The following is a 19,067-nucleotide window of genomic DNA, read 5'->3' on the forward strand; positions in this document are numbered from 1 at the left end:
CTACCTGCCGATATGTCCTACGGCAGGTCCCGGATCACTCGAGAGGAGAAGTGTCGTGCCCGTCCGAAAGACCGGGGACGACGGCTTCACCCTGATCGAGGTCCTGGTCTCCATCGCCATCGTGTGCATGGTGATGCTGTCGCTGACGTCGTTCTTCGTGGTGACGTTGCGGGTCAACCAGCAGCAGGGCAACCGGCAGATCGCGGTCCAGACCGCCGAGGACGCGATGGAACGCGCCCGGGCCCTGCAGGTGAGCTCGATGCTGACCGGCCGGGACCTGCAGAGCTCGCAGGACCAGCGGACCAACGCGATCACCAAGCCGGCGGCCGCGATCGACCGGGCCACCTTCACCAGTTCCCGCTACGTGCCGGGGATCAGCAACGTGCTCTACGGCAACGGCGCCTGGAGCGCCCTGGTGGTGCCCTACGACACCGCCGCCAAGGCCGCGGCCGGTGCCGGCGCGGTGCTGCCGACCAGCCCGCTCACCAACACCATCAACGGCGTCGTCTACCAGCAGTACTGGTTCTTCGAGGTCTGCTACCGGGTGTCGGACACCGCCGACACCTCCGGCAAGGACGCGGCCTGCACCAGCCTCACCGGCACCCCCGGCAGCACGGACATCCCGATGTACCGGGTGATCGTCGCGGTGACCTGGCCGGACAAGCTCTGTGAACTGGCCATCTGCTCCTACATCAGCTATTCGCTGATCGGCCAGAAGACCGAGGAGCCGGTCTTCAACACGTCGATCCCGCAGATCGCCCCGCCCGGCGACCTGCAGAACGACGTCGGCCTGGTGATGAGCTACACGTTCAAGGCCACCGGCGGGACCGACCCGCTCAAGTGGTCGATCACCGGGCTGCCGAACGGCCTGACCATGGTGGCCACCACCGGCGTGGTGACCGGCACGCCGAACCCGGCCGGCACCTACTCGACGACGGTGACCGTGGTCGACGCGATCGGCAACAAGGACATCGCGTCGTTCACCTGGACCATCAACAAGGCGCCCTCGCTCACCAAACCCGGCACCATCACCAGCCCCGGCGGGGTCGCGGTGAACCAGGCATTCACGGTCACCGGCGGCAGCACGCCGTTCACCTGGACGGCCACCGGCACGTGGGGCACCACCGGCCTGCCGACCGGTTTGACCATGGACCCGGAGACCGGCGTGGTGACCGGCACGCCGACCAGGACCGGCAGCAACCCGGTGGTGCTGACCATCACCGACAAGTACGGCCTGGCCTCGTCGCAGACCTTCACCTGGACGGTGCCGCCGCTGACCGTCAGCACGTCGACGGCCAAGAATTTCAAGATGGGTACGGCGATCACGCCGGTCCAGATCATCGCGAGCGGCGGCATCACGCCCTACGTGTCGTACGCCGCGGCCAATCTGCCGGCCGGCCTGACCGTGGACACCGCGACCGGCATCATCTCCGGCACGCCGACGGCGGTTGCGGGGGCCAGCACCGTGACGTTCACGGTGACCGACACGGCCGGCACCACCGCCACCACGACCGCTGCCTGGCTGGTGACGCCGTGAGGCCGCCCCGGAACGACGACGGCGTCTCGCTCGTCGAGCTGCTCGTGGCGATCGCCCTGATGGCGATGGTGGGAGCCATGTTCACCGGCGGCATCCTGCAGATCTACAAGTCGGTCAACAAGGCGGACAGCGCCTACACCGCGCAGACCCAGGTCAACAGCGCGTTCAGCCGGCTGGACTCGGAGATCCGCTACTCCCGGAGCGTCAGCACCCCGGCCAAGGTCAGCGGCGACTTCTACGTCGAATACCTGGTCGAGCTCAACGACGTGGACACCTGCGTCGAGCTGCGGCTGCGCACCTCCACCAGCGAACTGCAGCGGCGCAGCTGGTCGCAGGGCGTCACGCCGGTCACCCCGACCGGGTGGACCACCCTCGCCAGTGGCGTCACCAGCACCACGCCGTTCACCACGTACGCGGTCGACAAGAACTCGCTGACCGGCTTCCGGTTCCAGCGGCTCACGGTGAACTTCTACACGGCGGCGGGCGGCGCCGGCACCGGTTCCACCCGGCAGACCAACGTCACGTTCTCCGCGCTGAACGCCACCGCCGGTGACAACGTGTCGACCTGCACCGAGGGCAGGAGTGTGTCGTCATGATCAAGATCGCGCCGGCCGGCGACCGCGGCTCGCTGCCGATGGCGCTGCTGCTCACCCTGGTCGGGATGACGCTGAGCGCCACCCTCGCCAACCTGGTGCTGACGACGGTGCAGACGTCGTCGTTCAGCGTCCGGCGCGGCCTCGAACTGCACGCGGCGCAGGCCGGCCTCGAGGTGGCCCGCGGTCAGGTCCGCGGCGCGGTCAAGCCGGGCACGGTGATCGACGCGGACGGTGACTACGCCGGTTTCTCCGGCATGCTGCCGTGCGGCCCGCTGGTCGGCTTCGTCGACGCGGCCAAGACGCTGCGGTACTCGGTCACGATCGCCTACTACCAGACCGACCCGCAGGACATGACCGCCGCCGACCTGGTCTCGAAGAAGGTGACCTGCACCGGCGGCCCGTACGGCCCGGCCAAGGTGCCCGCGTTCGCCCTGTTCACCTCGACCGGCACGGTGGTCGGCAAGACCGCGTCGCGGACCCTGTCCGGCACCTACATCGTGCACACCTCGAACGCCAACATCTCCGGCGGCCTGATCCACATCTATCGGGCCAGCGGCAGCTCCGTGACCGACCTGTGCATCGACGCCGGCTCCGGCGACCCGGCGGTCGGCTACAAGGTGACGATGCAGCCGTGCAGCGCCGGCAAGGTGTCGCAGTCCTGGGCGTACTCGGACACCCTGCAGATCCAGCTGGTGTCCTCGCAGACGCCGGACCACGCGCAGGGCACCTGCCTGGACTCGCTGGCCACGCACGCGGCCGGCAACCCGGTCTACATGGGGTTGTGCGAGACCTCCTACAACGCCATCTACCGGCAGTCGTGGAGCTTCAACGACAGCGCCAACCTGATGGGCAGCAAGGTCGACGGCTCGGACATCGACTCGTACTGCTTCAACGTGACCGCGGCGGCCACCGTGGGCGCCGGGATCACCCTGCAGACCAACTGCAACAAGAGTTACGACAACGTGCAGACGTTCTCGGCCGACGCGAACGTGGGCGCCGGCGCGGCCTCGTCGGCCACCGGCAAGGCGATCGGCCAGCTGATCAACTACAACCAGTTCGGCCGCTGCCTGGACGACACCAGCAAGAACATCAACGCGACCAACATGATCGCCTGGCCGTGCAAGCAGAACCCGAACCCGAACAAGGTGTCCTGGAACCAGCGGTACACGCCGAAGGACGCGCTCCCGACCGGCACCAGCGGCACGGCGGCCAACAAGATCACCACCGTGATCCGGACCAGCACCACGCTCGCCTCGCCCTGGTACTGCATCCAGAGCCCGCTCGCGACCAGCGTCGGAAGCTACGTCACCACCAAGTCCTGCGTCGACGGCCAGGCCAACCAGAAGTGGACGATCTACGGCCGCACCGAGCAGTACGCGACCAGTTACACCATCGTCGACAACGCCGGCTACTGCCTGCAGCCGCGCGACCCGGCCGACGGCGACCTGTTCCAGACGGTCAACAGCATCTCGAAGATCTACGTGGCCGCCTGCGACGGTTCCACGCTGCAGAAGTGGAACGCGAACAAGAACGTGGTCGACGCCCTCGCGCTCAAGGACCTCAGCGAGAAGTAGGCCGCCGAGCCGCCGACTTGGCCCGGTACATCGCCGCGTCCGCCTCCCGCAGCAGGTGGTCCGGGTCGGCCTCGCCGTCGCCGGACAGCGCGACGCCGAGGCTGCAGCCCACGTCGACCCGCTCACCGTCGATGAAGTACGGAGTGCTGACCGCGACCGTGACGTTGTCGCACACCGCCTTGTGCCCGTCCGGGCCGGCGATCCCGTCGAGCAGGATGACGAACTCGTCCCCGCCGAGCCGGGCCACCGTGTCGGACTGCCGCAGCATCCCGGTGAGCCGGCGGGCCACCTCGATCAGCAGCTGGTCGCCGGCCGCGTGCCCGAGCGTGTCGTTGACCGCCTTGAACCCGTCCAGGTCGAGCAGCAGGATCGCGAACCGGTAGTCCGGCTGCCGGACGGCCCGCCTCGCGGCCTGATCCATCCGGTCCTCCAGCAGCAACCGGTTGGGCAGCCCGGTGAGGTGGTCGTGCAGGGCCGCGTTGCGCAGGCTCTCCTCCTTGTCGCGGAGGGCGGCCATGGTCACCTCGTAGTCGAGGGCGGCGGCCAGCAGCGCCCCCGAGTGGTTCATCATCTCGCGGCCGGGCGGGGTGGTCGACTGGATCCGGCCGACCGCGGCGAGCACGCCCCAGTCGGCGTTGCGGCTGCGGATCGGCACCAGGAACACCACGTCGCCGGCCGCGCCGTCGGTCATCTCGAACAGCTCCGGCGGCGGGAAGTCGGCGGCCGCGACGACATGCCCGGTCGGGCACCCGCCGTGAAATTCGCCGACCACCTCGAGCCGGCCCTCCTCGCCCGGGACCCACAGGCCGAGGCAGCCGGCCACCGCCGGGGTCAGGCCCAGCCAGGCGAGCGAGCGCGGGTCGGCGCCGTGCGTGCCGAGCAGCTCGATGCCCAGTTCGTACTGGATGTTGAGGGTGCTCTGCAGGTATTGCACCTGGGCGAAGAGCCCGCGCGCCTGCGGTTCGGAGATCGGCAGCCCGTGCCCGGTGCAGCCGCACGAGTCACGCCGCACGAACGAGGTGGCGACATGCCGCAGTTCCACCCGAGAGGGCTCGTCGGACAATTCGCCCAACAGCGAATAGACCACCGACCCGACCTGGTCGAGCGGCTGCAGCACGGTGGACAGGCTCGGCACCAGGTACGACGCGTCGGCGATGTCGTCGAACCCGACCACCGCCAGCTCACCCGGCAGGTCGAAACCGGCCGCCTTCATCCGGTCGATGAGGCCGATCGCGTTGCGGTCGGTGCCGACCACGATCGCGGTGGCCGGCATCCCGGCCCGGATCAGCTCGCCGGCGACCAGCTCGCCGCCGCTCTCGTGGTTGTCGCCGGTGTCGTACCGCAGCGCGGGCGTGAGCCCGTTAGCGAGCATGCCCGCCCGGTACCCCTCGTAGCGTTCCTGCACGTCGAAGTTCGCGAGGTAACCGGCGAACGCGATCCGCTCGTGGCCGTGCCCGATCAGGTGCTCGACCGCCTCCCGGACCCCGCTGCGGTTGTCGGCGAGCACGGCCGAGCAGCCGAACTCGGTGGCGTCCTGGGCGACGAAGACGACCGGCAGCCCGGCCCGGCGCGCCTCGGCGGCGTAGTCGGTGTCGACCGCCCCGGGCAGCACGACCAGGCCGGCCAGCTGATGCCAGGCGATCGGGCGGCGGAAGTCGGGCACGCCGCTGCGGTCGGCGCTGTGCGCACCGGGGTCGAGGGTCTGGAACGCCATGATGCGGTCGCCACCGCGGACCGCGGCGGCGTTGACACCCTCGATGATCGCCCCGTAGTAGTCGCCCCCGACGAAGGGCGACAGAATCCCGTACGTGCGACCACTCACCACGCCATGATCCCTCGAAACACCGGTGTCGTGTGTCACATCCCGGCCCTCGGGCAGAATCACGGGAGTGACAAGAGCACTGGGTGACGCGCAGCCGCCGGATTCGTCGGTCTCGCTCGACTATTTCACGGGGTTGTACCTCGCCAAAGAAGATCCGTGGGATCTGGCCACGAAGTGGCATGACCAGCGGAAGTACGCGATCACGGTGGCGAGCCTGCCGAAGCGGCACTACCGGCGCTGCTACGAGCCGGGCGCCTCGGTCGGCCTGCTGACCCGGCTGCTGGCGGAGCGCTGCGATGAGATCCTCGCCGTCGACTGCGTGCCCGAGGCGGTCCGCACCGCCGAGGAGAATCTCCGCGACCTCCCGCATGTCCGGGTCGAGGAGGCGATGCTCCCGGCCGAGCTGCCGGACGGCACATTCGACCTGATCCTCGTCGGCGACCTGTTCTACTACCTGTCCGCCGAGGACTTCGACGAGCTGGTCGACGGCCTGCTGGCCCGCCTCGAGTCCGGCGGCGACCTGGTCTCGGTGCACTTCCGCGACCGGGAGAACCCGGGCAACTACGACGGCTTCAACGTGCACGAGAAGCTGGCGGGAAAGCCGGGAATCACCAGAATCGTCCATCACGAGGACGAATGGTTCGTCCTCGACGTGTTCCGGGCGAACGACGAACGGTAGCGGTGCGGGCTCGTCCCGACGATCCGCTTGAAGCGGTCCCGGAAGGCGGTCGGCGATCCGAAGCCGACCGCCCCGCCGATCCGGTCGACCGACTGCCCGGTCGTCTCCAGCAGATGCTGGGCACGGCGGATCCGGGCCCGGTGCAGCCACTGCAAGGGGGTGGTGCCGGTGTGCTCCCGGAACCGCCGGTTCAGCGTCCGGGTGCTCATCCGGGCGTGCGCCGCGATCTCGTCGAGGGTGAGGTCGCGGCCGGCGTTCTCGGTCAGCCACCTCAGCAGCGGTTCCATCGTCGAGCCGCGCGGCACCGGCGGCTGCTCGGGCACGATGAACTGCGCCTGCCCGCCGTCGCGTTCGAGCGGCATCACCGACAGCCGGGCGGCGTCGGCGGCGACCGCCGAGCCGCAGTCCCGCCGGATCAGGTGCAGGCACAGGTCGAGCCCCGCGGCCGCGCCGGCCGAGGTGAGAAACTGCCCGTTGTCCACATACAGCACCGCCGGATCCAGCTCGACCTGCGGAAACATTCGCGCGAACAGGTCGGCGGCAACCCAGTGGGTGGTGGCGCGTTTGCCGTCGAGCAGCCCGGTGGTGGCGAGGACAAAGGCGCCGGCACAGATGGAGGCGATCCGGGTGCCGCGCCCCGCGGCCGTCCGCAGAGCATCAACAACTTCTTGCGGTACGCCGTTGGCCGGTTCCGCACACCCCGGCAGCATGATCGTGTCCGCGTCGGCGAGGGCGTCGAGCCCGTGCGCCACCGTGATCGTGAACGCCCCCGCCGCCACCTGCGGCGTGGCCGCACACACCCGTACGCAATAAGGGGTTGATCCGTCCGAAAGCCGCACCCGGGCGAAGACCTCGAGGGGCGTGGCCAGGTCGAACGGGATGACCCCGTCCAGGGCGAGCACGACGACACGATGCATGCCCGCGATGCTAGTGGCGGGAATCCGTTGACCTATGTCATTCCAGCCACTTCCGCGCCGGAAACGCACCCCATACGGTCGGTGATCGTGACAAAAGTCCTGCTCTCGATCCATGTGATCGCCGCCATCGTGGCGATCGGCCCGGTCACCGTGGCCGCCGGCATGTTCCCGGCCGCGCTTCGCCGCGCCGACCGCGACCAGATGCGCACCCTCAACCGGATCTGCCGGGTCTACGCCGTGCTCGGCCTGGCCGTCCCGGTGTTCGGCCTGGCCACCGCCAAGCAGATGGGCGTCCTCGGCGACACCTGGCTGATCGTCTCGATGGTGCTGACCGTCGTCGCCGCGGCCGTGCTCGGCCTGGTCGTGCTGCCGGCCCAGCGGGCGGCGCTGTGGGGCGAGGAGCCCGCCGCGGCCCGGCTCGGCATGCTCTCCGGCCTCTTCAGCCTGCTCTGGGCGGTGGTCGTGGTCCTGATGATCGTGCGCCCGGGCTCGACGACCGGCGCCTGAGCTCACGGATCCTGCACGCTAAGGCTGCACGTGACGACGTTCAGCCATTGCTACCGGGTTGTTACGGTCTTGCCCGCTTGTGATCTGGTTCACGAAAGGGCTGGCCGTGACGAAGCGTGCCGTCGGCGTCGCGCTGGCGATGACTCTCTGCCTGGGCGCGTGCGGTGATCAGCAGGCCGCCTCCGCGAGCGGCACCTACACGATCGGGTTCGTCAACGGCGCCAGCACCGAGTTCCACCACTGCCTTCAGCAGGCGGTCGAGGGCGAGGCCGGCCGGCGTGGCGTCAAGGTCGTCACCGCGAACTCCCAGCAGAACGCCAAGACCGAGCTGGCCAACATCGAGAGCATGGTCGCCCAGCACGTGGACGCGGTGATCGTGCAGACCGTCGACACCAGGGCCCTCGCGGCCGACATCGCCAAGGCCCGGGCCGCCAAGATCCCGATCTTCCTGACCTCGGTGGCGCCGGAGGACACCACGACGATCCTCGGCGCCGTCGCGGTCGACCTCAACCAGGCCGGCCTGCTCGACGCGAGCTGGATCAGCAACGACGCGGTCGGCCGGCCCGGCACCACCGCGGTCATCGCGGGCGCCCCCGGCGCCGCCTCCGACCTGCTGGTCCGCGGCTTCACCGACAACCTGCCCAAGAACATCAAGGTGGTGGCCAGCGAACCGGGCATGTTCAACCGGGCCCGGGCCAAGGGCGTCGCCACCGGCATGATCAGGAAACACCCCGGCCTCGGGTACGCCTTCGTCGCCAACGAGGACATGGCCGTCGGCGCCGCCGAGGCGTTCCGCGCGGCCGGCAAGAACGTCCGGATCGTGACCGTGAACGGCACCGACACCGGCCTGGCCGGCATCGAGGACGGCCGGTTCGCCGCCACCGTCTCCAACCCGGCGTCGAAGCTGGGCCAGCGAGCCGTGGAGAACACCATCGCCCTGCTCAACAAGGAGCCGATCAGCAAGGTCGACTACATCCCGATCAGCCTGATCACCAAGACCGACCTGAGCCGGGCGCCGAAGTACTGCCTGATCGACTGAACCTCGCTAAAGTCAGACATCGGCCCGCCGAATAACTTTCCGTGCGGGAACGGGTGTGGCTCTGGTGGATCGCGGCGGGCGTCGCGTCCACCGTCGGCATCAGCGTCGCGGCGGCCCACTCCGTCGCCAAGGACCTGGCCTACGGCGTGCTCGGGGCGCTCACCGTGCTGGCGGTGCTCGCCGCGGTCCGGCTGTACCGCCCGGCCCGCCCGGCCATGTGGTATTGCTTCGCCGCCGCCGGCACCCTGGCCGTCGTCGGCAACATCCTCGGCCGCGACGTCGAGTCGTTGCCGTCCCCGGCCGACATCTTCTACCTGGCGGCCTACCCGCTCTACGTGACCAGCCTGCTCCTTCTCCTGCGCCGGCGCCGCAGCAAAGGGTTCACCGGCCTGCTGGACGCCGCGATCGTCACCACCGGCCTCGGCCTGATCTTCTGGGTGTTCGTGCTGCACCCGGTGACCACCCTCGGCACCACCTCCGGCCTGGAACGCTGGATCAGCACCGCCTACCCGGCCTCCGACGTGCTGCTGCTCGCGCTGCTGGCCCGGATGCTCACCGACACGGCGGGCCGCACCCCCTCGACCCGCCTGCTGACCATGGCCGCGCTGCTCCTGTTCGCCGGCGACGTCGTGTTCGCGGTGGCCGCGCTGCGGAACGCCGACTTCCAGCGCGCGACCGACGTACTCTTCCTGCTCTGTTATGTCGCCTGGGGTGCCGCCGCGCTGCATCCGTCGTCGGCCGCCGCCACCCCGGTCCCGACCCGGGAGGCCCGCAGCGAGCGGATCCGGCTGGGTCTGTTCGCCGCCTGCTCGATGGGCGCGCCCGCCCTGCTGTTGCTGCCCGGCGTCGGCGGCCGCCCGGCCGACCGGCAGGCCGTGGCGGTCGGCTCGACCGTGCTGTTCCTGCTCGTCTTCCTGCGCCTGGCCGGGATCATGAAGCAGGCCCGCGGCCAGGCCGCCGAGCTGTCCCGGATGGCGATGACCGACGACCTGACCGGCATCGCCAACCGGCGCCGCCTGGAGCAGGCCGCCCGCGACGCCCGGCACCCGCAGGTGGCGCTGTTCGGCCTGGACGCCTTCAAGAACGTCAACGACGAGCTCGGCCGGCCGGCCGCCGACCAGGTCCTGATCGAGCTGGCCGCCCGCCTGGTCGCCGCCGCACCGGCCGGGGCGCTGGTCGCCCGCACCGGCGGCGACGAGTTCGGCGTGCTGCTCACCGACGCCACCGCCGCCGACCTGCGCACGGTGGCCGAGGACGTGCTGCGCACCCTGCGCCGCCCGGTCGACAACCTGCTGATCGGGGTGAGCGCCGGCCTGGCCGGCGGGGCCGGCACGCACCCGGTGGAGTTGCTGCGCCAGGCGGAGACCGCGATGCACGCCGCCAAGGGCACCGGCGACCAGCTGCGCCGCTGGACGCCCGCGCTCGACGAGCGCTCCCTCGAGCACGCCCGCCTCGGCGCCGAGCTGCGCACCGCCCTCGACGAGGGTCAGTTCCACCTCGTCTACCAGCCGATCGTCGAGCTGCCGTCGGAGCGCATCGTTGCCGTCGAGGCCCTGGTCCGCTGGGAGCACCCGACCCGCGGCACGGTCAGCCCGGTCGAGTTCATCCCGGTCGCCGAGCAGAACGGCCTCATCGTCGAACTGGGCGCCTGGATCCTGCGGACCGCCTGCGCCCGCCTCGCCGACTGGCAGGTCTGCCACGGCCCGAACGCGCCCGACCGGGTCAGCGTCAACGTCTCCGCCAAACAGCTGGCCCGTCCCGGTTTCGTGGCGAGCGTGCTGGCGGTGCTGGCCGAGACCGGCCTGTCCACCGAGTGCCTCACCGTCGAGGTGACCGAGACCGCGGTCTTCGAGGGCGGTCCGGCGGTCACCGCGCTGCACGAACTGCGCGCGCTCGGTGTCGCCATCGCTCTCGACGACTTCGGCACCGGCCATTCGTCGCTCGGCCTGCTGCAGACCGTCCCGGTCACCACGATCAAGGTCGACAAGTCCTTCGTGGACAACGTCACCCAGGCCGGACGGCACGCGGTGATCGCCGAGACGCTGATCCGTCTCAGTCACGGGCTCGGCCTGACCGCGGTGGCCGAGGGGGTCGAGACGGCTGAGCAGGCGGCCGCGCTGCAGCGGCTCGGCTACCGCTATCTGCAGGGCTACCACTACGGCCGGCCGGTCGCCGAACCCGACTTCGAAGGCATCGCGGCGGCCGCCTGAATTCGACATCATGGTGCGATGCCGAAGGGACTGTCCTATGCCGACGCCGTCAAGATCCTGGGCGGTGCCGGCCCTCTGGCGAAAACCGCCGACAACCTGCTGGGCGGCCTGCTCAGCGTAGCGACGGCCGGCGGCAGCGAAGCTGCCTTGAGCTTCTTCGACGCCAAGGCGGAGATGGTCCGGCTGGGCGGTCTGGTGACTTCAAAAATCACCGATATCGTACGCGGGTTAGGGCGCTACAACCGCAGCGAGAGGTTGCTGGCCGCCTCCGGCGTTCTGGTGGTCGCGTCCCTGTTCGAAGCCTTGGACGAATGCCTGTCGGCCGCCGGTCTGGAGCCGGCCGAGTTCGGCAAGGACGATCAGCTCCTGGCGCTGGGCTCGCGCCCCGGCCTCGACTCGCTGTTCAACGGCCCGATCCCGCGGCCCACACCCGATTCGTCCTACCGCGACCTCCTCGACCGGGTCCGGGCGTGGGCGGTAAACCTGAGCGGATCCCTGGCCTTGCATGTCAGCGGACTCGCCGTGTGGGACGCCGCGGACGGCACCACTCGCATCCGCTTCGTCGAGCAGATGGGCAACACGCTTGGGACGCGCACCGCCGAACGTTACGACGAATACCACCGTCGCCTGGCTGTGGACGTGCCCGAATTCGCGATCTGGGCCGGCAGCCTGGAAGCCCGCGCCACCGCGCAGAGCCTGCAACGCCTGGAAAACCTGCTGACCCGCACCTCGGCCGGCCGCGACCCGAGCCGCCACCGCGCCGCCCTGTCCCGGGCCTACCGCGCCAAGCTGACCCGCCCGGTCCTCGACGGCGGCGACCTGGTTCTCCCCGATCTCGGCGACATCTACGTGGATCCGCGATTCCAGGTCAAGGTGGCTGCCCCCGGTGCCGCCCCGTCGCTGGAGGCCTGGTGGGACAGCCCGGTCCGGGACGACATCCACGCCTTCCTCGCCACCTACCTGACCACGACCGACGCCACGGTCACCCCGATGCTGCTGCTCGGCCAGCCCGGCGCCGGCAAGTCGTCGCTCACCCACATCGTGGCCGCCCGCCTGCCCGCCTACGACTACCTGGTCGCCCGGGTGCCGCTGCGCGAGGTCCCGGCCGAGGCGGACATCCAGGACCAGATCGAGCTGGCCATCCGGTCAGCGATCGGCGAGACGGTGGCCTGGGCGCAGATGGCCGAGGACGCCGAACGTCCACTGTCGGTGGTGCTGCTCGACGGCTTCGACGAGCTGCTCCAGGCGACCGGCCTGCACCAGTCCGACTACCTCCAGCGGGTGGCCGCCTTCCAGGAGCGCGAGCTGGCCCAGAACCGCCCGGTAGCGGTGATCGTGACCAGCCGGGTGGCGGTCGCCGACCGGGCCCGGGTCCCGCAGGGCAGCCTGGTGGTGCGACTCGAACCGTTCAGCGGCCGCCAGATAAAACAGTGGCTGGACGTCTGGAACACCACCAACCCGTCCGCCGAGCCCTTGCTGCTCAAGTCGCTGATCCGCTTCCCCGACCTGGCCGGCCAGCCGCTCCTGCTGCTGATGCTCGCCCTCTACCACGCGGGCGGAAACCCGCTCTCCGACCGCTTCGACAGCGCCCAGCTCTACGAACGACTGCTCACCGAGTTCGCCGGCCGCGAGGTGCGCCGGGTGCACGCCGGCCGCCCCGACCACACGATGCCCGCCCTGATCCAGGCCGAGCTGCTGCGCCTGTCGGTGGTGGCGTTCGCGATGTTCCACCGCAACCGCCTGTGGGTCACCGAACGCGAGCTGGACGACGATCTGGCCGGCCTGGGCCTGACCCCGTCGCGAGCCGCCGACACCGAGGGCTTCCGCACCCCGCTGACGGCCGCCCAGGAGATGGTCGGCCGCTTCTTCTTCATCCAGCACGCCCAGGCGCTGCGCGACGGAAGAACCCTCCAGACGTACGAGTTCCTGCACGCCACCTTCGGCGAGTACCTGGTGGCGCGCCTGGTCGTGCAGGCGTTGCGGGACACGACCGCCCGGGAGAACGCCGGCACGATGGAGCTCCCGCGCGGCCGCCAGCCGGAGGCCGACCTGCTCCAGGACCTCCTCGGCTACACCCCGCTGACCACCCGCAACACGGTCCTGCAGTTCGTCCGCTCACTCCTGAACACCCCGGACCGCCCGTCGATCCGCGAGTTTCTGGTGCGCCGGACCCGCCAGGCGGTGGCCCGCCCGCAGTACACGCCGAGCAGCTACCGCCCGATCGACAAGCGCATCGACCACTGGATGGCCGTCTACTCGTTCAACCTGGTGATGCTGACCCTGGCCTGCGGCGGCGAGTTGCGCGCCACCGACCTGTTCACCCAGGCCAAAGACCCGGCCGACTGGTTGCAGGGCAGCGCGCTGCAGTGGCGGGCCGCGGTGCCGGGCGGAATCTGGCTGGAGTCCCTGGAGGACCTGACCGTCCGGCGCGAGGTGCACGACGGCCGCCGCGACATCGTGCTGAGCGCCGACGGCGACGCGGACGTGGACCCGCTGGATCCGGCCTGGTCCAACCGGATGCGGCCGCGGGAGCGGGGCGGGGCCGGCGGATATCCCGGAAACTTCTCGTGGGGCCCGGCCCTGACGTCGATGCAGCTGAGCAACAACCTGAGCGACGACACACTCCTGCACGCCATGGAGCCGATCGTCTTCCGGCTGCCCAACGCGGCCCGCTACTACGTCGTCCACGAACAGGGCGAGACCGAGTCGATCGCCCGCAGCCTGATCGAGGTCTGGCTCGCCTCGGCCGGCCCGGCCGACCCGGAGACGCTGGCGGGCACCTACCACCGCGCCACCCACGCCCTGTCGGGCTTCGAACAGGTCGACCGGCCCGACATCGCCGGGATGCTGATCCGTTCCCTGCACAACGACGCCGACCGCATGGCGCCCGGCTTCGTGGTGGACCTGCTCGGCCGTTTGATCCACTTCCTGGACCCGGGCGCGGCGGCGTTCAGCGTCGCGGTGCAGACCCTGGTGACCCCGCACGTCCGGAATGCCGGCGACGAACGACTGAACGTCCTCACCACGATCTTCTTCGCGCTGGCCGAGGCCGTGATCATCGACGCTGAGCAGACCGAATCCGAGAGCGCTCTCAGAACGGTCCGCGAGGCAATGGCGCGACTGTCCGAGGCAGGCGACCTCTGGGCGGTGCTCCGCCCCAGCCGCGACGAGCTGGCCGCGTCCAATTTCCGCTTCCTTGCCCCGGAGGTGCAGGCCAACTACCCGCACCTCGCCCACCTGTTCGACTGACCGGGCCCACCAACCCGTCTTCCGGCGAGCGCGGCCGGCACCGGCGCGCTTACCCGGGGCTGACCGCAACCGCGCCGGTCTGGTCCTTCTTCCGGCGGGTGCGGGCACCCCACAGCACCGCCACGATCGCCGACGCCGCCAGCACCGCGAGCATCGGCGTGGTGTGTGAGCCGGCGCTGTCCGCGGCCCGGGCCACCGGATTCGGTGCGCCGAGCCGGTCGGCCAGCCAGCCGGTCGCCGCGATCGCGGTCACCGTCGCGCCGGTGACCCGCAGGGCCGCCCCGGCCCGCAGCCGGGCCACCGCCAGCAGCCCCGGCAGGGCGAGCGCGACCAGCAGCAACTGCACCAGCTCGATGCCCAGGTTGAAGCCGAGCAGGCTCAGCGCCAGTTGGCCGGTCGACAGCTGCATCTCGGCGAGCGTGAACGAGAACGCCATCCCGTGCCCGAGCCCGAACACCCCCGCGATGAGCGCCTCCCGCCCGGGGAAGATCGGCCGCACCGCGTGCACCGCACCGACCAGGATGCTGGCCGCGATGAACGCCTCCACCGGCCACGCCGGGAACTCGACGTGGCCGAGCGCGCTGACCGCGAGGGCGATCGAGTGACCGACCGTGAACGCGAGGGTGGTTCTGCCGATCCGGGTGACGGCCGTGCGCGGGGTAACCGGTGTTCGCCAGCGGCCGCGGACCGCGAGGAGTGGGGCGGGAAGGAGCAGGATCATCAGGAACAGGAGATGGTCCGTACCCGTAAGGATGTGCTCGCCGCCGAGATGGACCATCGCGACGAAGCCCCGCCACGCACTGCCTTTGCCGAGATCGACGGTGAGTGGCGGCACCGTCATCGAGCGGATGTCGATCTGGACGGTGCCGACCGAGGAGGCGCCGGCGGTCTGCCCGGCCGCCCAGTCCTGCCGCACCGAGACCAGCGCGATGTGGGTGACGACCTGGTGGACGATGACGTCGTAGTCGAGGGTGAAGTGCCGCACGTCGGCGCCGGCCGGCGGAGTGAGCACGGCGGTGGCGGTCACCTCGGAGTAGGGGCCGGTCGACGTCTGCTCGGCGCGGCTCATCGCGATGTCGCCGACGGTGACCGTCCACGGGCGACCGTCGGTGGTGACCGGCCGGATGTGCGCGGTCAGGTAGGTGCGCAGAGCGACCGGATCGGTGGTGCCGGCCGCCGTCTGCAGGTCGGTGACCGGCAGTTCCAGGGCGGCGGTCACCGACGTGTCGTGCACGTCGAGCAGGACGACCGAGTGCGGCATCGGATGGGCCGAGGCCGGCGACGCCCCGAGCAGGAGGAACGTCGCCGGCACGGCCACCGCGATCCCGGCCAGAAGGCGGAACAGCGATGGGGTACGCATCAGAAGGTGAACTCGCCTCCGTAGTCACGGGTGTGGTCGCGGTAGACGGTGTGGAAGTGGATCTGGTCGCGGAACACGACCCCGTCCTGGCAGATGAACTCGATCCACACGCCGGGCCCGTCGATCCGGACGTAGTCGCCGTGCGTGTCCAGCCCGAGCCCGCCCGAGTAGGACACGAACGTCTGGTTGAGCTCCGACTCGTACGTCTTCATCAGCTGCTTGGCCGTCGCATCGTCGACCACCGCGACCCAGGGGTGGATCGCCGCCAGGACCAGCTTCTTCTGCGCGGGCGTCAGTTCCCGCACCGAGATGCCTTCCTTGGTGGTGGGGAACTGGCCGTCCTTGCCCGGCCCGATCAGCACGTCGCTGAACGACGCCGCCAGCTTCGCCTTGACCTGCTGGGCGGCGGTGAGGCTGCTGGTCAGCTTGAGCATCCCGTCGTGCATGATCGACAACGGTTGCACCGTGGCGCCCGCGTCGTCGGTGAAGCTGGTCGGTTCCACCCCGACGAAGTACGGGCTGGCGCCCGCGACCTTGCCGGCCTTGTAGGTCAGGTTGACCGCCAGGTGGTGCCCGCCGAAGTGCAGCTGCCACGTCCCGGTCGCCGACGGCGTGCCGAGGAACGCCAGGAAGTAGATCCCGCTGCCGTAGCCGCCACCACCGGGACCACCGCCGCCACCCGGCCCGCCGGACGGGGGAGTGCCGCTGGGGATGTCGGTGGGCACATCAGTCGCGGTGGCCGTGGCCGTGGCCGTCGCCGTCGCTGACGGATCGGCGGTCGCCGTCGCGGACGGGTCGCTGCTTGCGGTCGCGGCCGGGTCGGTGGAACCGGTCGGGGCCGGGTCGCTGCCGCTGCCCTGACTGTCGGCGAGGATGTCGTCGGCCTGCAGGATCTGCATGGCCTGGTCGAAGCCGGTGCTGTGGCCGGTGCCCTGGGCCGCCTTCAGCACCACCTTGGCCGCGGCCAGCTGGGTGTCGGTCAGCGTGCCGAGCCCGATGCCCGGCCGGCAGGTGCCGCCGCAGGGCAGGTTGGACCATGCGGTCGCGTTGGCCGCCGAGAAGTCGAGCACCACCTCGGCCTTCTGATCGTCGGTCAGCGTGGCGAGGAAGGCGTTGGCCGCGTTCACCACGGCCGCGACACCGGTGCCGCGCGGCGGCTGAACTACCGGTGCGGCCGCCGTCTTGTCCTTGGTCTTGCCGTTGACGGTGGCGGCATTGGCGGTGGCATAACCGCCGCCGATGAGGAGAGCGGCCACGGCCCCGATGGCGAATCCTCGCCATGGCCGCCGCGTCGGCGCGGCTCGCCGGCTCGTCTCGTCGATCAACCCAAGCTCCTTTGTGGTGGACGTCCGCCGCCCGCAGACCGGGGCGGCGCAATCTGCCACAGGATTGTCAACAACTCTATTGACAAGTAGCAAGACATCAATCGCAAAAGATTTCCGAAGTGATCATCTGGCAATTCCCTGTGTCCACCCCCACCTGCAAAAACGCGCCTCCGGACCGATTCCTCACGGAATTCTCTAAGCACGCTGACAGTCGCCTCAAATGCTATTCACAAGAACGCCCACGATTCACAGATATCGTTATGCCGAACAAAGCCCAACGGCCAGCAGCCCAACCGCAGCGACGACTCCGGCCCGCGGCGCGTCCCACCACTGTGGCGCCACCGGCACCAGCCGGGCGGCGAGCGGATAGCGCTCAGCAAGATCAGGAACCAGCACCCGAGTGGCGTCAGCCCGCTCAAGCCACGCCCCCGCCTCGCCGCGCCCGCCACGCGCCGGGTCGGCTGGACCCTCGTGGGCTGGTGGTGGTGGGGTGTTGGCGGTGGTCGGCGTCGCGTGGGTCGGTGGCGGCAGGGCGGCAGCGTTGGTGGGCGCTGCGTGGGTCGGTCGTGGTGGGGCGGTGGCCGGCCTCGCGTCGACTGGTGGTGGCTGGGTGTCGGCGACGTGGTGATTCATTCGGGCGTAGGCGGCGGCCGTTTCGGCGCAGGAGCGGACCGTTGCGTACAGCATGGTTACCGCCGGGGCTCGGCGGTCGGCGGGGACCGGCCAGCGGTCCAGGATTGCCAGGAGGCGTTCCAGCCAGTCCTGTTCGCTGGGGCCGCCGCCGGCCTGCGCCCACGAGCGTTCGGCCAGCCACGGGTGGGCCACGTGCAGATCGAAGAACGCGAGTGCCCACGCGCGCAGGTCGTCGGCCAGGCTCGTCGCCGGGTCGGTCCACGGCGGCAGGGCCGAGACGTGGTCGTGCATCAGGGCGAGGAGCTGTTCCTTCGTGCCCACGTACGGGTAGAGCGCCATCGCCGTCTTGCCGAACCGGCTCGCGACCGCCCGGGTGGAGACCGCGACCAGGCCACCGGCGTCGGCGATGGCGGCCGCGACGTCGAGGATCTCGTCGAGGTCGAGCTGCTGCCGCGGGCCACGGCGCGGCGTGGGCAGGGTGGTGCCGCGGTGGCGCCACAGGCGGCGGACATGAGCTTCCCACATAGTCCTTACACCGTATAGTGTTTTGCATGCCTACCGCACGACTGCACGACGACGCACCGATCGAGGTAACCGTGCTCGGCGCCGGCCCGGCAGTGCTGCTGCCGGTCAGCACCCGAGTGCTCGACGGCCCCGAGGCCGAGCAGATGCGAGCCTGGGGCGCCGACCCCAACCTGGGCCACCACCTGGCGACCGGCCTGGAGGCGGCCGGTTTCCGAGTGATCACCGCCGACTACGAGGGCCACCTGGCGGCGCATCCCCAACCCCGTACCCTCAATGCCGCAACCCTCGCCGCCGACCTCCTGGCCATCGCCGACGCCGCAGGCGAAAGGCGTTTCGCCTACTACGGCTACTCATGGCTGGCCCTGGCGGGCCTGCAGCTGGCCATCCGCACCGACCGCGTGACGGCACTGGCGATGGGCGGTTTCCCACCGCTGGGCGGCCCCTACGCCGCGATGCTCGCGGTGACCGAGGCGACCTACCGGATGGCCGTGACAAACGCCGAAAACCCACCGGCCCAGGTCGCAACACCCGAACCCGGCGATTGGGACAGCGCCGACATGACGCTGAGCCCCGACCAGACAAGGCAGTATTTGTCGCTGTACGAGTCCTTGACCGACTTCTCCGACAAAGCAGCAGTGGCCACCTTGCCGCCGATCCCACGCTTGGCGTTCGCGGGGGAGAAGGACACCATCGTCTACGGCCCGAAGTGGGGCGACACGGTGGTAGACATCGTCGGCCCCCTGATCGCCAACCAGACCGCACTGACCACCGCCGGCTGGCGAGTAGAGATCATCCCGGCCGCCGACCACATGGCCGCCATGCAGGCAGCCGTCGTCCTCCCACTACTGACCGATTGGCTGCAGCACCCGCAGCCCGAATAGCTTCCGGGGCTCGGCACCCGGACCCGCGTCGCCGCACGCTCGGCGGCACCCACCCGATGCCCGAGGCGCGCGCCGCGCAGCCGAGCAGGACCTCGCTGCCATAGTCGGCCGCGCAGCACCGGGCCAGCCTGCCGGGCCAGCCTGCCGGGCCAGCCTGCCGGGCCAGCCTGCCGGGCCAGCCTGCCGGGCCAGCCTGCCGGGCCAGCCTGCCGG

General features: G+C 70.3%; 14 protein-coding genes. 9 read left to right on the forward strand and 5 right to left on the reverse strand.

Annotated elements, in window-relative coordinates:
- Window positions 1-55: 55 nt before the first annotated feature.
- From Adu01nite_RS46410 to Adu01nite_RS46420, 3 genes are read left to right on the forward strand one after another with little or no spacing between them, the layout of a single operon-like run.
- On the forward strand, window positions 56-1,537 hold the full coding sequence (locus Adu01nite_RS46410) for a putative Ig domain-containing protein (protein WP_203735817.1): 1,482 nt from the start codon (window positions 56-58) through the stop codon (window positions 1,535-1,537).
- Complete coding sequence (locus Adu01nite_RS46415; RefSeq protein ID WP_203735818.1) at window positions 1,534-2,133, forward strand: prepilin-type N-terminal cleavage/methylation domain-containing protein; 600 nt, start codon at window positions 1,534-1,536, stop codon at window positions 2,131-2,133. Before Adu01nite_RS46410 ends, Adu01nite_RS46415 begins: the two co-directional genes overlap by 4 nt.
- Entirely contained in the window at window positions 2,130-3,707 is a 1,578-nt protein-coding gene (locus tag Adu01nite_RS46420) for an RICIN domain-containing protein (protein WP_203735819.1), read from the forward strand. The genes Adu01nite_RS46415 and Adu01nite_RS46420 overlap by 4 nt, the downstream gene beginning before the upstream one ends.
- Here Adu01nite_RS46420 and Adu01nite_RS46425 read toward each other — a convergent pair.
- Window positions 3,694-5,529, reverse strand: a complete 1,836-nt coding sequence (locus tag Adu01nite_RS46425) for a substrate-binding and GGDEF domain-containing protein (RefSeq protein WP_203735820.1) — start codon at window positions 5,527-5,529, stop codon at window positions 3,694-3,696. The two genes, Adu01nite_RS46420 and Adu01nite_RS46425, sit on opposite strands and share 14 nt — an antisense overlap.
- A 67-nt stretch (window positions 5,530-5,596) precedes the next feature.
- On the opposite strand from Adu01nite_RS46425, the gene Adu01nite_RS46430 reads away from it, so the two are divergent.
- A complete protein-coding gene (locus Adu01nite_RS46430; RefSeq protein ID WP_203735821.1) occupies window positions 5,597-6,208 on the forward strand; it encodes a class I SAM-dependent methyltransferase in 612 nt (203 codons plus the stop codon).
- Here the strand turns inward: Adu01nite_RS46430 and Adu01nite_RS46435 are convergent.
- A complete protein-coding gene (locus tag Adu01nite_RS46435) occupies window positions 6,154-7,125 on the reverse strand; it encodes a GlxA family transcriptional regulator (RefSeq protein ID WP_203735822.1) in 972 nt (323 codons plus the stop codon). The genes Adu01nite_RS46430 and Adu01nite_RS46435 overlap by 55 nt on opposite strands.
- An 87-nt stretch (window positions 7,126-7,212) precedes the next feature.
- Between Adu01nite_RS46435 and Adu01nite_RS46440 the strand changes: the two genes are divergently transcribed.
- The 4 genes from Adu01nite_RS46440 to Adu01nite_RS46455 all read left to right on the forward strand — a co-directional run bounded on the left by Adu01nite_RS46440 (window position 7,213) and on the right by Adu01nite_RS46455 (window position 14,130).
- Window positions 7,213-7,632 (forward strand): hypothetical protein, encoded by a 420-nt coding sequence (locus Adu01nite_RS46440; RefSeq protein WP_203735823.1) that lies wholly within the window; start codon window positions 7,213-7,215, stop codon window positions 7,630-7,632.
- 106 nt (window positions 7,633-7,738) lie between these two features.
- Window positions 7,739-8,671, forward strand: coding sequence for a sugar ABC transporter substrate-binding protein (locus tag Adu01nite_RS46445; RefSeq protein ID WP_239133223.1), 933 nt, complete (start codon window positions 7,739-7,741; stop codon window positions 8,669-8,671).
- Window positions 8,672-8,712: 41 nt separating this feature from the next.
- Window positions 8,713-10,881, forward strand: coding sequence for a putative bifunctional diguanylate cyclase/phosphodiesterase (locus Adu01nite_RS46450; RefSeq protein ID WP_203735824.1), 2,169 nt, complete (start codon window positions 8,713-8,715; stop codon window positions 10,879-10,881).
- 18 nt (window positions 10,882-10,899) lie between these two features.
- Window positions 10,900-14,130, forward strand: a complete 3,231-nt coding sequence (locus Adu01nite_RS46455) for an NACHT domain-containing protein (RefSeq protein ID WP_203735825.1) — start codon at window positions 10,900-10,902, stop codon at window positions 14,128-14,130.
- Between the two features lie 49 nt (window positions 14,131-14,179).
- On the opposite strand, the gene Adu01nite_RS46460 is transcribed toward Adu01nite_RS46455, so the two are convergent.
- The 3 genes from Adu01nite_RS46460 to Adu01nite_RS48295 form a co-directional block, all read right to left on the reverse strand.
- Entirely contained in the window at window positions 14,180-15,490 is a 1,311-nt protein-coding gene (locus tag Adu01nite_RS46460) for a HupE/UreJ family protein (protein ID WP_203735826.1), read from the reverse strand.
- Window positions 15,490-16,746 (reverse strand): DUF3500 domain-containing protein, encoded by a 1,257-nt coding sequence (locus Adu01nite_RS46465; protein WP_239133224.1) that lies wholly within the window; start codon window positions 16,744-16,746, stop codon window positions 15,490-15,492. The genes Adu01nite_RS46460 and Adu01nite_RS46465 overlap by 1 nt, the downstream gene beginning before the upstream one ends.
- 327 nt (window positions 16,747-17,073) lie before the next feature.
- Window positions 17,074-17,973: a TetR/AcrR family transcriptional regulator gene (locus tag Adu01nite_RS48295; RefSeq protein ID WP_239133225.1), complete on the reverse strand. Its 900-nt coding sequence runs from the start codon at window positions 17,971-17,973 to the stop codon at window positions 17,074-17,076.
- 26 nt (window positions 17,974-17,999) lie between these two features.
- Between Adu01nite_RS48295 and Adu01nite_RS46475 the strand changes: the two genes are divergently transcribed.
- On the forward strand, window positions 18,000-18,854 hold the full coding sequence (locus tag Adu01nite_RS46475) for an alpha/beta fold hydrolase (protein ID WP_203735827.1): 855 nt from the start codon (window positions 18,000-18,002) through the stop codon (window positions 18,852-18,854).
- Window positions 18,855-19,067: the final 213 nt, after the last annotated feature.

The sequence above is a fragment of the Paractinoplanes durhamensis genome (genome assembly GCF_016862175.1).
GTDB classification, from domain to species: domain Bacteria; phylum Actinomycetota; class Actinomycetes; order Mycobacteriales; family Micromonosporaceae; genus Actinoplanes; species Actinoplanes durhamensis.

Excerpts from the sequence above, each read along its gene's own strand:
- Adu01nite_RS46420 (WP_203735819.1), top strand. The coding sequence starts at position 2,130 with ATGATCAAGATCGCGCCGGCCGGCGACCGCGGCTCGCTGCCGATGGCG.
- Adu01nite_RS46435 (WP_203735822.1), bottom strand. The coding sequence starts at position 7,125 with ATGCATCGTGTCGTCGTGCTCGCCCTGGACGGGGTCATCCCGTTCGAC.
- Adu01nite_RS46455 (WP_203735825.1), top strand. The coding sequence starts at position 10,900 with ATGCCGAAGGGACTGTCCTATGCCGACGCCGTCAAGATCCTGGGCGGT.
- Adu01nite_RS46460 (WP_203735826.1), bottom strand. The coding sequence starts at position 15,490 with ATGCGTACCCCATCGCTGTTCCGCCTTCTGGCCGGGATCGCGGTGGCC.
- Adu01nite_RS48295 (WP_239133225.1), bottom strand. The coding sequence starts at position 17,973 with ATGTGGGAAGCTCATGTCCGCCGCCTGTGGCGCCACCGCGGCACCACC.
- Adu01nite_RS46475 (WP_203735827.1), top strand. The coding sequence starts at position 18,000 with ATGCCTACCGCACGACTGCACGACGACGCACCGATCGAGGTAACCGTG.